Annotated in this window: 19 protein-coding genes; 17 read left to right on the top strand and 2 right to left on the bottom strand. The window is 37.6% G+C overall.

The window, feature by feature from the left end:
- The 15 genes from infA (at nt 1) to salA (ending at nt 9,623) form a co-directional block, all read left to right on the top strand.
- On the top strand, nt 1-219 hold the full coding sequence (infA, locus tag KI356_RS07045) for a translation initiation factor IF-1 (RefSeq protein WP_001029884.1): 219 nt from the start codon (nt 1-3) through the stop codon (nt 217-219).
- A gap of 35 nt (nt 220-254) precedes the next feature.
- On the top strand, nt 255-368 hold the full coding sequence (gene rpmJ, locus KI356_RS07040; protein WP_000868344.1) for a 50S ribosomal protein L36: 114 nt from the start codon (nt 255-257) through the stop codon (nt 366-368).
- A 21-nt stretch (nt 369-389) separates the two neighbouring features.
- The gene (gene rpsM / locus KI356_RS07035; protein WP_000090790.1) at nt 390-755 is read left to right on the top strand and encodes a 30S ribosomal protein S13; all 366 of its coding nucleotides are present in this window, start codon (nt 390-392) and stop codon (nt 753-755) included.
- 24 nt (nt 756-779) lie between these two features.
- Nucleotides 780-1,169 (top strand): 30S ribosomal protein S11, encoded by a 390-nt coding sequence (rpsK, locus tag KI356_RS07030; protein ID WP_002009745.1) that lies wholly within the window; start codon nt 780-782, stop codon nt 1,167-1,169.
- Between the two features lie 180 nt (nt 1,170-1,349).
- Entirely contained in the window at nt 1,350-2,294 is a 945-nt protein-coding gene (locus tag KI356_RS07025) for a DNA-directed RNA polymerase subunit alpha (protein WP_000569644.1), read from the top strand.
- 35 nt (nt 2,295-2,329) lie between these two features.
- The gene (gene rplQ / locus KI356_RS07020; RefSeq protein ID WP_000331490.1) at nt 2,330-2,692 is read left to right on the top strand and encodes a 50S ribosomal protein L17; all 363 of its coding nucleotides are present in this window, start codon (nt 2,330-2,332) and stop codon (nt 2,690-2,692) included.
- A 105-nt stretch (nt 2,693-2,797) separates the two neighbouring features.
- Nucleotides 2,798-3,640: an energy-coupling factor ABC transporter ATP-binding protein gene (locus tag KI356_RS07015; protein WP_002115334.1), complete on the top strand. Its 843-nt coding sequence runs from the start codon at nt 2,798-2,800 to the stop codon at nt 3,638-3,640.
- Nucleotides 3,616-4,497 carry an energy-coupling factor ABC transporter ATP-binding protein gene (locus tag KI356_RS07010; RefSeq protein ID WP_128283408.1) on the top strand — a complete coding sequence of 294 codons (882 nt, stop codon included), beginning with the start codon at nt 3,616-3,618 and terminating at the stop codon, nt 4,495-4,497. Before KI356_RS07015 ends, KI356_RS07010 begins: the two co-directional genes overlap by 25 nt.
- Nucleotides 4,485-5,279: an energy-coupling factor transporter transmembrane component T family protein gene (locus KI356_RS07005; RefSeq protein WP_128283409.1), complete on the top strand. Its 795-nt coding sequence runs from the start codon at nt 4,485-4,487 to the stop codon at nt 5,277-5,279. The genes KI356_RS07010 and KI356_RS07005 overlap by 13 nt, the downstream gene beginning before the upstream one ends.
- Nucleotides 5,280-5,293: 14 nt before the next feature.
- A complete protein-coding gene (gene truA, locus KI356_RS07000) occupies nt 5,294-6,037 on the top strand; it encodes a tRNA pseudouridine(38-40) synthase TruA (RefSeq protein WP_307856568.1) in 744 nt (247 codons plus the stop codon).
- Between the two features lie 152 nt (nt 6,038-6,189).
- Entirely contained in the window at nt 6,190-6,627 is a 438-nt protein-coding gene (rplM, locus tag KI356_RS06995; protein ID WP_001260795.1) for a 50S ribosomal protein L13, read from the top strand.
- Between the two features lie 21 nt (nt 6,628-6,648).
- On the top strand, nt 6,649-7,041 hold the full coding sequence (gene rpsI, locus KI356_RS06990; protein ID WP_000079986.1) for a 30S ribosomal protein S9: 393 nt from the start codon (nt 6,649-6,651) through the stop codon (nt 7,039-7,041).
- Nucleotides 7,042-7,203: 162 nt separating this feature from the next.
- Nucleotides 7,204-7,632, top strand: a complete 429-nt coding sequence (locus KI356_RS06985) for a DUF2521 family protein (protein ID WP_002113330.1) — start codon at nt 7,204-7,206, stop codon at nt 7,630-7,632.
- Nucleotides 7,633-7,698: 66 nt separating this feature from the next.
- A complete protein-coding gene (gene cwlD / locus KI356_RS06980; protein WP_128283411.1) occupies nt 7,699-8,412 on the top strand; it encodes an N-acetylmuramoyl-L-alanine amidase CwlD in 714 nt (237 codons plus the stop codon).
- Between the two features lie 143 nt (nt 8,413-8,555).
- A complete protein-coding gene (gene salA, locus KI356_RS06975) occupies nt 8,556-9,623 on the top strand; it encodes an iron-sulfur carrier protein/transcriptional regulator SalA (RefSeq protein WP_128283412.1) in 1,068 nt (355 codons plus the stop codon).
- A gap of 48 nt (nt 9,624-9,671) precedes the next feature.
- Here the strand turns inward: salA and gerD are convergent, their stop codons facing one another.
- Nucleotides 9,672-10,289, bottom strand: a complete 618-nt coding sequence (gerD, locus tag KI356_RS06970; protein WP_128283413.1) for a spore germination lipoprotein GerD — start codon at nt 10,287-10,289, stop codon at nt 9,672-9,674.
- A 139-nt stretch (nt 10,290-10,428) separates the two neighbouring features.
- Between gerD and kbaA the strand changes: the two genes are divergently transcribed.
- Nucleotides 10,429-11,040, top strand: a complete 612-nt coding sequence (kbaA, locus tag KI356_RS06965) for a KinB signaling pathway activation protein KbaA (RefSeq protein ID WP_212935123.1) — start codon at nt 10,429-10,431, stop codon at nt 11,038-11,040.
- A 127-nt stretch (nt 11,041-11,167) separates the two neighbouring features.
- Here the strand turns inward: kbaA and pdaB are convergent, their stop codons facing one another.
- Nucleotides 11,168-11,932 (bottom strand): polysaccharide deacetylase family sporulation protein PdaB, encoded by a 765-nt coding sequence (gene pdaB / locus KI356_RS06960; RefSeq protein WP_002115344.1) that lies wholly within the window; start codon nt 11,930-11,932, stop codon nt 11,168-11,170.
- A 193-nt stretch (nt 11,933-12,125) separates the two neighbouring features.
- On the opposite strand from pdaB, the gene KI356_RS06955 reads away from it, so the two are divergent.
- Nucleotides 12,126-12,344 carry a hypothetical protein gene (locus KI356_RS06955; RefSeq protein WP_128283415.1) on the top strand — a complete coding sequence of 73 codons (219 nt, stop codon included), beginning with the start codon at nt 12,126-12,128 and terminating at the stop codon, nt 12,342-12,344.
- Nucleotides 12,345-12,513: the final 169 nt, after the last annotated feature.

Here is a 12,513-nt window from a genome sequence, read left to right as displayed (position 1 = left end):
ATGGCTAAAGATGATGTAATTGAAGTCGAAGGTACCGTTCTTGAAACGTTGCCAAATGCTATGTTCAAAGTAGAATTAGAGAATGGGCATGTCGTATTGGCTCACGTTTCTGGTAAAATCCGTATGAACTTCATTCGTATTTTACCAGGAGACAAAGTTACGGTAGAATTATCTCCGTACGATTTAAATCGTGGTCGTATTACGTACCGTTTTAAATAATATAGCACTCCGTAATCTTTAAGGAGGTTCGAGACATGAAAGTAAGACCGTCAGTTAAACCAATCTGCGAAAAATGTAAAGTTATTCGTAGACGTGGAAAAGTAATGGTTATTTGTGAAAACCCTAAACATAAACAAAAACAAGGTTAATCAGAAGGAGGTGCATTCAGAATGGCACGTATCGCAGGTGTAGATATTCCTCGTGACAAGCGCGTTGTTATTTCTTTAACTTACGTATTCGGCATTGGTCGCACAACTGCTGAAAAAATTCTTACAGAGGCTGGTATTTCTTCGGAAACACGAGTTCGTGATTTAACAGAAGATGAATTAGGACGTATCCGTGATATCATCGATCGTATTAAAGTTGAGGGAGACCTTCGTCGTGAAGTATCTCTTAACATTAAACGTCTAATGGAGATCGGTTCTTACCGTGGTCTTCGTCACCGTCGTGGTTTACCAGTTCGTGGTCAAAACTCTAAAAACAATGCTCGTACACGTAAAGGTCCACGTCGTACAGTAGCAAATAAAAAGAAATAATAAGTAAAGGAGGTTGAACTAACAATGGCACGTAAAACAAACACTCGTAAAAAACGTGTGAAAAAGAATATTGAAGCTGGTATAGCTCATATTCGTTCTACTTTCAACAACACAATCGTAACTCTTACAGATACTCACGGTAACGCACTTTCTTGGTCTAGTGCTGGTGCACTTGGTTTCCGTGGATCTCGTAAATCTACTCCATTCGCTGCGCAAATGGCTGCAGAAGCTGCTTCTAAAGTTGCAATGGAGCACGGTTTAAAAACTTTAGAGGTTACTGTTAAAGGTCCTGGTGCTGGTCGTGAAGCTGCAATTCGTGCTCTTCAAGCTGCAGGCCTAGAAGTAACAGCAATTAGAGATGTTACTCCAGTTCCTCATAATGGATGTCGTCCACCAAAACGTCGTCGTGTGTAATTTTTCTGTATAGAATTTTCCCTTTTGTCTATAATGGATATGATGCATTATCGAGAAATTTCGTACAGAAACATCGCTTGTTGTGCACAATCGGGAACTGCCTAAGGGGGACTTTCGGTTAAACAGAGGTTTGTCCTTTGTTTAACCGGGGTTTCGACGTTTTGAAGGAGGGTTTAGTTAATGATTGAAATCGAAAAACCGAAAATCGAAACGGTTGAACTTAACGAAGATGCTAAGTATGGCAAATTCGTGATTGAACCGCTTGAGCGTGGATATGGTACTACTTTGGGTAACTCCTTACGTCGTATTCTTTTATCCTCACTCCCTGGTGCCGCTGTAACTGCTATCCAAATCGATGGCGTTTTACACGAATTTTCAACAGTTGAGGGCGTAGTAGAGGACGTTACGACGATCATCTTAAACTTGAAAAAGTTAGCTCTTAAAATCTACTCTGAAGAAGAGAAGACGTTGGAAATCGATGTACAGGGCGAAGGTATTGTCACAGCTGCTGATATTACTCACGATAGTGATGTTGAAATCTTAAATCCAGATTTACACATTGCGACGTTAGCAAAAAATGCGCATTTCCGCATGCGTTTAACTGCAAAGCGTGGCCGTGGGTATACGCCAGCTGATGCAAATAAAAGCGAAGATCAACCAATAGGAGTAATTCCTATTGATTCTATTTATACTCCAGTATCACGTGTGACTTACCAAGTGGAAAAGACACGTGTCGGACAAGTGGCTAATTATGATAAGCTTACGCTTGATGTATGGACGGATGGAAGCATCGGGCCAAAAGAAGCTATCTCTTTAGGTGCCAAAATCTTAACTGAGCATTTAAATATCTTTGTTGGTTTAACTGACGAAGCACAAAATGCTGAGATTATGGTCGAGAAGGAAGAAGATCAAAAAGAAAAAGTTCTAGAGATGACTATTGAAGAACTGGATCTTTCTGTTCGTTCTTATAATTGCCTAAAACGTGCAGGAATTAATACTGTACAAGAGCTTGCGAACAAAACAGAAGAAGATATGATGAAAGTTCGTAACTTAGGACGTAAATCCTTAGAAGAAGTTAAACATAAACTTGAGGAATTAGGTTTAGGTTTACGTAAAGACGACTGAGGATTTAAACCCATCAACAAAGGAGGGAACTACGAATGGCATACAGAAAATTAGGCCGTACAAGTGCGCAACGTAAAGCTATGTTACGTGATTTAGCTACTGATTTAATTATCAACGAGCGCATCCAAACGACAGAAACTCGTGCAAAAGAACTTCGTTCTGTAGTGGAAAAAATGATCACTTTAGGTAAACGCGGAGATCTTCATGCTCGCCGTCAAGCAGCAGCTTTCATCCGTAATGAAGTTGCTAACGCTGAGACTGGTCAAGATGCACTTCAAAAATTATTCGCTGATGTAGCTCCACGCTATGCTGAGCGCCAAGGCGGATACACTCGTATTGCAAAAATTGGTCCACGTCGCGGAGACGCAGCACCAATGGTAATTATCGAGTTAGTATAATGATGATTAAAAGGGCAGGACAGTTCTTTTCAAGTAACTGGTCATGGCCCTTTTTTTTTAAGTATAAAAAACATGCTAACTTGGTGAAGGAAAGGGTGCCTTGTATTGAAAAAAGAGAAACTTCGGACAGAAAATATATCATTTCAATATCCTGGGGCAGCCTCTTATGCATTAAAAGATGTTTCGTTTTCCTTATATGAAGGAGAATGGGTATCTGTTATTGGACAAAATGGTTCAGGGAAGTCTACACTTGCAAAATTATTGAATGGCTTATTTTTACCGGAATCAGGGACAATTACTGTAAATGATACAATGATTTTATCAGAGGAAACAGTATGGGATGTTCGAAAGCAAATTGGGATGGTATTTCAAAATCCAGATAATCAATTTGTTGGAACGACAGTACAAGATGACGTTGTATTCGGCCTAGAGAACATCGGAATGCCAAGGGAGCAGATGATAGAAAGACTAGAACAAGCACTGCAACTTGTCCGTATGGAAGATTTTTTAAATGAAGAACCCCATTCGTTATCTGGTGGACAAAAGCAGCGAGTCGCAATAGCAGGTGTTTTAGCACTTCAGCCATCTATTTTAATACTAGATGAAGCAACTTCAATGTTAGACCCTCAGGGGAGACGTGAAGTAGTAGAAACGGTCAGACAACTTGTTAATCAAAAGGGTATTACGGTGTTATCGATTACGCACGATTTAGAAGAAGCGGCACAGTCAGACCGTATTATTATTTTAAACAAGGGAGAAATATTAGAGGAAGGTACTCCAGAGCAAATTTTCAAATCCTCTCATATGCTCCAAGAGATTGGATTAGATGTACCTTTTTCGGTAAAAATAGCAGAATTATTAAAAAGAAATGAAATTCACTTGCAAAATACGCATCTTACAATGGAAAGCTTGGTGAACGAACTTTGGAGATTACATTCCAAAAAGTAGAACATCGTTATCAATATAAAACTCCATTTGAAAGACGCGCACTTTATGATGTAGACGTGTCGTTTCCAAGTGGGGGCTATTATGCCATTATCGGTCATACTGGTTCAGGTAAGTCGACGATGATTCAACATTTAAATGGTTTATTGCAGCCGACAAAAGGTACGGTTCAAATTGGTGAACATTTAATTTCAGCAGGAAAAAAAGAGAAGAAACTTAAGCCGCTACGAAAAAAAGTAGGGGTTGTCTTTCAGTTTCCAGAACATCAACTATTTGAAGAAACAGTTGAAAAGGACATTTGTTTTGGGCCTACTAATTTTGGTGTATCTGAAGAAGAGGCAAAACAAAAGGCGAAAGATGCAATCCAGCTTGTTGGATTGGACATAGAGTTATTAACGCGTTCTCCATTTGAATTAAGCGGTGGACAAATGAGACGTGTTGCAATAGCAGGCGTACTTGCGATGGAACCCGAAGTGCTTGTATTAGATGAACCTACAGCAGGGCTGGATCCGAAAGGACAGCACGAGCTCATGGAGATGTTTTACAATTTGCATAAGGAACAGGGGCTTACAGTCATTCTTGTTACTCATAATATGGAGGATGCCGCTAAGTATGCAGATCAAATAGTGGTCATGCATAAAGGAACGGTCTTTTTGCAAGGAAGAGCAGAGGAAGTATTTTCACATGCTGATGAATTAGAACAAATCGGTGTGGATCTTCCAATGTCTTTAAAGTATAAACGTGCAATTGAAGAGAAGTTTGGTATTTCAATTTCGAAGGCTACCTTATCTTTAGAGGATCTTACTCATGAAGTTGTACAGGTGTTACGAAAAGGTGGTCATGAATCATGCAGCAGTTGATTATTGGAAGGTATATTCCAGGGAATTCTCTTATTCATCAACTTGATCCACGTACGAAGCTGCTGATTGTCTTTTTATATGTATTTGTTGTTTTCTTGGCAAATAATGCGATTTCATATGGATTTTTATTTTTATATGCACTCATTGCTTTATTTTTTGCAAAAGTGCCGATTCGTTATGTACTTTCGGGCTTAAAACCAATTTTATGGATTTTTCTTTTTACATTTTTCCTGCATATTTTTACAAATAAAGAAGGGGAAGTACTATTCCAGCTTGGTTGGTTTTCGATACATGAAAAAGGATTAGAGCAAGGGATCTACATTTCTATACGATTTTTCGTTATTATTTTAATGACGACATTATTAACGTTAACAACGACACCAATTGAGATTACAGATGGTTTAGAGACGTTATTAAAGCCGTTGAAGCGTATGAAAGTTCCTGTTCATGAAATCGCATTAATGATGTCAATTTCTCTTCGATTTATCCCCACATTAATGGATGAAACGAGTAAAATTATGAAAGCGCAGGCGTCACGTGGTATTGATTTTGCTGGGGGACCGATAAAAGATAGGATGAAAGCTATTATCTCACTACTCGTTCCACTATTTATCAGTGCTTTTAAGCGTGCAGAGGACTTAGCGATTGCGATGGAAGCTCGTGGATACCAAAGTGGCGAAGGACGTACTAAATTTAGGCAACTGCGCTGGAAAATAAGTGATACAGTAACAATTGTAAGCTTACTTTGTTTAGCTTGTATTTTGGCATGGGTGCGATCGTAATGGAGAATAGAGAAATGGAAAGAATAAAATGTACAGTTGCATATGATGGCATTCATTTTTGTGGTTACCAAATTCAACCACAGCATCGTACTGTTCAACAAGAAATAGAGAAAGCATTGCAGAAGTTGCATAAAGGAGAACTTATTCGTGTGCAGGCATCAGGCAGAACGGATTCTACCGTTCACGCCAAAGGACAAGTGATACACTTTGATACACCTTTGTCTCTTGAAGAGTGGCAATGGAGTAATGCTTTAAATACAATGTTGCCGGATGATATTGTTATCAGGCAGGTAGAGAAGAAAACAGAAGAATTTCATGCACGTTACGGTGTTGAGAAAAAAGAATATCGCTATCGTGTATTATTATCAAAGACTGCGGATGTATTCCGTAGAAATTACGTATATCAATATCCATATCCGCTCGAAATAGATTCTATAAGAAAAGCGATTCCTTATTTTATTGGGACGCATGACTTTACTTCTTTTTGTTCGGCAAAAACTGACAAAAAAGATAAAGTACGAACAATTTATGAAATCGAATTAATTGAGCAAGACGATGAATTAATTTTTCGTTTTGTAGGTAATGGATTTTTATATAATATGGTCAGAATTATTGTTGGTACGTTACTTAGCATAGGGCAAGGAAAGCTTGATCCTGATAGCATTCCAGAGATTTTGGCGAAACAAAATCGCCAGTGTGCTGGAAAGATGGCTCCAGGTCATGGACTTTACTTATGGCAGGTAAACTATAACAACTAATCCTGGTGTAACATTTGCTTGACATTAGAAACTCAAAAGTATATCATAACATATGGTATTGTTTCTAAAACCACGATTAGCCCCGGAAGGAAATCGTGTTTAAGATAAACAATAGATTTTTTCTATGGAAAAGATAACGAGGAGGGAAACACATGCGTACGACTTTTATGGCAAAAGCTAACGAAGTTGAGCGTAAATGGTATGTGGTTGATGCTGAAGGTCAAACTTTAGGTCGCCTATCTACGGAAGTAGCATCTATTTTACGCGGTAAAAACAAACCTACATTTACACCACACGTTGACACGGGTGATCATGTAATTATTATTAACGCTGAGAAAATTCATTTAACAGGTAATAAATTAAACGATAAAATTTACTACCGTCACACTAACCACCCAGGTGGACTTAAACAAAGAACAGCTCTAGAAATGCGTACAAACTACCCTGTACAAATGTTAGAGCTTGCAATTAAAGGCATGCTTCCAAAAGGACGCTTAGGCCGTCAAGTTTCTAAGAAACTAAACGTGTATGCTGGAGCAGAGCATCCACACCAAGCACAAAAACCAGAAGTTTACGAACTTCGCGGATAATTAATTAAAGGAGGGCTTACTTTGGCACAGGTTCAATACTATGGCACTGGACGTCGTAAGAGTTCAGTAGCGCGCGTACGCCTAGTTCCAGGCGAAGGACGCGTTATCATTAACGGTCGTGATTTTGAAAACTATATCCCATTTGCTGCATTACGTGAAGTAGTGAAACAACCTCTAGTTGCAACAGAAACTTTAGGTAACTACGATGTACTTGTAAACGTAAATGGTGGTGGATACACTGGTCAAGCTGGTGCTATTCGTCACGGTATTTCTCGCGCTTTATTAAAAGCTGATCCAGAATACCGTCTAACACTAAAACGTGCAGGTCTATTAACTCGTGACGCACGTATGAAAGAGCGTAAAAAATACGGTCTTAAAGGCGCACGTCGTGCACCTCAGTTCTCAAAACGTTAATTTTTGCGAACTTCAAACCCCAACCATTTTGGTTGGGGTTTTTTTATGTTTAATTCCTCTTTTATAATTTTTGTAGCTTGGAATATTTTAGTGCTACCGTCTCGCGTATGCTTCTTCTTTAGAAGCTTAGACTAATACGTATTAGGGAGGTTTATAAGTACTATGAATGTCATTGTCAGCTTACAAGAAAAACAAAAAGAAAAGCAGTTAAAATACGAACGGAAGATGCTGCGAGAATTATCATTAAAAACATTGCGTTCAAATATTCGTGATGCCTTTCAGATGCAAGAACTTCATCGTCAGTATGAAGATTATTGTATTGAACTAGGGATAGAATCTTATTTATTAGGAGCGAGATACAGTAAGTTTGGTTATCATGGTGAATCATTCTTTGATGTGAAATATAGGGCTTTAGAAGAAGAGCAACAATTAACTGAAACGTTATTTCAATTTTTAACGAGTATGACTATACGTGAAATTAAATTGCAAGACGAGGAATTACTTTTTGAATCTTGCCAGCAGTTTATCGGCTTGTGGTGGCAGGAAGGGTATGAAAAAGGCGAAAGAAGATATCGATTAAAGCTACACTAAGACAAGCATAAACTTTCCTCTTGTCCCATATAAGTAATTAGAGGGACTAGCTGGAGGAGGAAAGGTATGAAGAGAATTCGAATTATCTCTTTTGCGCTCGCTGCGGTTGTTTTGTTTTTTTTAGTTAAACAAGAATTTCAAATTACAAAATCGTGGCGAGCTTGGAATTTACCCTTATCAGGGAAAGTAATTGTATTGGATGCTGGGCATGGTGGACCAGACGGAGGGGCTGTTGGTGGAAAGGATATTGTAGAAAAAGATATTACGATTGAGATTACAAAAAAGGTACAAGATTATTTACAAGAACAAGGTGCTTTAGTTATTTTAACGCGTGAAGGAGATTATGATTTAGCTAATAAGGATACAAAGTCATATAGTAGACGTAAAGCAGAGGATTTAAAAAGGCGTGTTGAGATCATTAATAAGCCTGATGTAGACTTTTTTGCGAGTATTCATTTAAATGCCCTGACTAGTAGTGGATCTAAGGGCGCACAAACGTTCTACTACCGTTCGTCGATTGAAAATGAGCGGGCTGCGAAATTTATACAAGCTGAATTGAGAACAAGCTTAGAAAATACGAATCGTTCTGCTAAAACAATTCCTCACGTGTATTTATTGAAGTATGCTAAAACACCAGGTGCTTTAATTGAGGCTGGCTTTTTATCGAATGTGAATGAAAGATATATGTTAAATTCGGAGAAATACCAGCAAAAAGTAGCGGCTGCAATATATCGTGGTATATTACGTTATTTTACGGAAAAAGGAAATCCTCCAGAATAAGGAGGATTTTTCGAGTTTCTCTCGTTAACGAAGTTTTCCGAAAATATGTTATACTGGAAATGTAAACGCATTTATTTCAAAAATAAAGAGAGATAAATTTAATTAACATTACGTTATTTTTCATACAGGGGGCTGGGCTAATTATGGTAACAAAAGAGCAAGTAGTGGAAGCGTTGGAAGGGATTGTAGATCCGTTTTTACATAAAACGTTAAAAGAAACAAATGCAATTAAAGAGGTAACAGTCAAGCCTGAGAAGGAACATGTAAGTGTTAAAATTGCAATTGTAAAGACAGGTACAGCGGAACAAATGCAGTTGCAGTCTGGAATTGTAAAGTTAGTAAAAGAACTTGGAGCAGCAACAGTTGGACTTCGTTTTGCAGAATTTACAGAAGAGGAATTAGCTCAGTTTGCACCACCGCAAGAGGAAGAAAAAAGTGAATCCTTATTATCACCGAACTCAAATACAACATTTTTAGCAGTGGCAAGTGGAAAAGGTGGAGTGGGGAAATCGACTGTTTCCGTTAATCTTGCGGTTGCTTTAGCGCGTTTAGGGAAAAAAGTTGGTATCATTGATGCAGATATTTACGGTTTTAGTGTACCGGATATGATGGGGATAGAAAAACGTCCAATCGTAAGAGGTGATAAGATCATTCCAGTGGAGCGTCTAGGTGTGAAAGTAATCTCAATGGGATTCTTTGTAGAAGATAATGCACCTGTTATTTGGAGAGGTCCTATGCTTGGGAAAATGTTAAATCACTTTTTCACAGAAGTAGAATGGGGTGATTTAGATTACCTAGTATTAGATTTACCACCAGGTACAGGTGATGTTGCGTTAGATGTGCATTCGATGTTGCCGTCTTGTAAAGAGATTATTGTAACAACGCCGCATCCAACAGCAGCATTTGTAGCAGCGCGCGCTGGAGCGATGGCTTTACGTACAGAACATAGCATTCTTGGTGTCGTTGAAAATATGGCATACTTTGAAAGTAAAGCAACTGGTGAGAAAGAGTATGTGTTTGGAAGAGGTGGAGGAGACAAACTAGCTACGGAACTCCAAACGGATGTACTGGGCCGAATTCCACTTCAGCAACCTGATTGGAATAAAGAAGACTTTGCGCCGTCAGTATATGAAGATACACATACAACGGGTCTCATTTATCGTACGATAGCTGAGACAGTTATTGATAAAACAGCCGTTACACAAAAATAAAGTAGTAATGAGTGGACAATATACATTGTCCACTCATTACTATAATTTTTATTGTTGTTCTTTGTTCCCATCTTGAGAACCACCTTCACTGCCTGCGCCTTTCTTATCAGACCCACCTTTTTCGGCTTTTTGTACACCTTTACTAATAATGTCAATCATCTTAGCTTGGAAGAGTGGACTTTCGGCAGTTTCGGTTAGTACTTGCTGTAAATATTGACGATATTCTTTGCTCTTCATTGTTTGTAACATAATTTTCTCTACTTCAGGATTTTTCATAATCTCTATAACACCTGATTGGTATTCAGGATCTTTTAGTAAAGTTTTCATTAAGTTTGTTTGTTCTTTGCCCATACTTTTAGCAAATTTCGATGAGAACTCAGGGTCTTTAAAGAGCTTTTCCCAGAATTGTTGCCCTTTTTCAGATACCATCGCATCTTCAATCGTTTTCTTTACTACTGTTTCATCTAGTATGAGTGCTTGTTTCATTTTTTCATCAGTTAATACATCTTGGATCGCCTTTTTTCCTTGGTCGGTTTTTAAAATATCAACAATCATTTTTTTTGTTTGATCATAATCAAGTTCAGATTTCGTCTCTTTTCCTTGTGCACATGCCACTAGTGCCATAAATAGAAAAGAAGAAATCAAAACGAGCAGCATCCGTTTCATAAGTTGGAGCTCCTTTCAGCACAGTTCTCTTTTTTTAATATAAATCTCTTTAAGGAATTTATACATGAACATGGCTAGCTTTTTGAAATTGTCATTGATACAATTTAATTAGAAATATAAGAATAATGGGGGATGTGTTGTGAATAGCCGCAAGTGGGTACGACTATTTTTTACGACGTTGTTTCTTGGTGGGATTAGCACAGTCTTTATTGGTTTTGTTTTAGAGTGGGACAAGTACGCTAAATTTTTTCAAAATTTCGACGGAAAGGAGATTCTAGCAGTTTCTTTCTGGTTGATGGGCGTAGGATTTATTTTTAGTGTTATAAGTCAAATGGGGTTCTTTGCATATTTAACGATTCATCGTTTTGGATTAGGGATGTTTCGGTCATCTTCTTTATGGAATGCAGTGCAACTGTTCTTTATTGCGTTCGTATTGTTTGATTTCGTTTATTTAAGGTCAGTACTTATTGCGAATGGGGAAGTTTCATTAGGGGATAACATACTTGTTGCCGGGATGTTATTTGTGTTTGGGGCAATTGTCGCTTACATAAAGAGTAAAGAAACGAATAAAAAAGCATTTGTGCCTGCTCTGTTCTTTATGGTTGTTGTAACAATTCTTGAATGGGTACCAGCGCTCCGGATTAATGATACAGATTGGTTATATTTAATGGTGATACCACTTCTATTATGTAATGCATATCAGTTACTTGTATTGCATCGTTTAATTGGACAAAAGAGTAAGTCAGCTTAATGAGGAGAGAGTGGATTTTTAATTGTCCAGATTTCTATCGTCTGTAAATACTAGAATGAAAAAAGCTCTGCTATCTTAACGAAAGATAGCAGAGCTTTTTATGTGTGAAGAACCGTGTGGAAAGGAACTACTTAATATCTTCACTTTTTGTACTTGTGTTGGAAATGAGTTGTGATACAGATGTTTGTTCATATCCGTCGCTCTTTAATTTTTGTAAGAGTAATGGTAAAGCCTTATTTGTTTGAAGGGCAGAATCAGAAGCATGTAATAAGACAATATCTCCCCCCTTTAAATTGCTAGAGACTGTGGAAACAATTTTATTTACGCCGGGATTTTTCCAGTCATTTGAATTGTTACTCCAATGAACGATGGTGTATCCGAGTGATTCCGCTATTTTAAGAGTTGTTTTGTTAAAATCGCCACTAGGTGGACGTAATAGCTTGACTTGTTTTACGCCAAGTTTTGTAAAAACATCTTGTGCCCGCAAAAGATCTCTTCGTATTTCATTTGCTTCTAGTGAAGTGTAGGATGTGTAATTATAGCCCATACTACCAATCTCATGTCCATCTTTCATGATGCGTTCGACAATATCAGGGTGTCTTTCAGCCCATGCAGCAGAGAGGAAGAAAGTTGCATTCTTAATTTCTCTTTCTTTGAGTGTATTAAGGATTGGAATAGCTTTTTTGTCTCCCCAACTAATGTCAAAAGTGAATGCAACTTGTTTTTTTGCAGTGTCCCCTTTGTAAATCACTTTAGGGCCAGTAGCAGTTGAAAAAGCAGATTCATGTGAATATGTTTTTAAAAAGAGTAGCCATGCTGTAAATAAGGAAAGTACGACTATTAAGCTAATGTGTTTAAATGTTCTTTTACTCGTAATAAAAAAGAAAAACATAATATTACGCCCCTTTGTCCAATCCTTTTCAGTTACATATATGCTTTAAATTTAAAAAAGAGAACAAGGGATTAATATCGTAAGTGGTGGATATAATGAGTGATAGAATTTTGTTTTTTGATGATACAGTATTGGTAATTAAAAATGAGTGGGGCGTTTATCGGTACATGTAAGGAATTATTGGGGTGATAATTTGCTTGGGATTATGTTGACGAAGGAAGAGAGAAAAGAAATGGAATACATACTGAAGAGAGAGTTAGAGGAACTTTTATTTGATTTTGCAGATGAGCGTATACATAGCGTTGTAAAAAAAGCGATGGAAGAAAGGTATAAAATCATTTTTTGTTTATTTCGGAGAGTTGCTAATAGGGAAGAATGTATTCGTTATGTAAGAAAAAGAATTTTTTATTAAAAAGTGTTGACGTTAAGAGTAGGTATATGATAAATTAATAAACGTCGCTGATGCAGAAACGCAGAAAACGACAAAAAAGAAAATGAAAAACTTAGTTGACATCGAAAAATGAAGATGTTAACATAAGGAAGTCGCAAATGAGCGGCAAAGAAGTTCTTTGAAAACTGAA

Source organism: Bacillus hominis, from assembly GCF_018332515.1.
In the GTDB taxonomy this organism is placed as follows: Bacteria; Bacillota; Bacilli; order Bacillales; family Bacillaceae_G; genus Bacillus_A; species Bacillus_A hominis.
The sequence above is the reverse complement of the archived record's forward strand: the minus strand, read 5'-3'. Positions and strand labels throughout refer to the sequence as shown.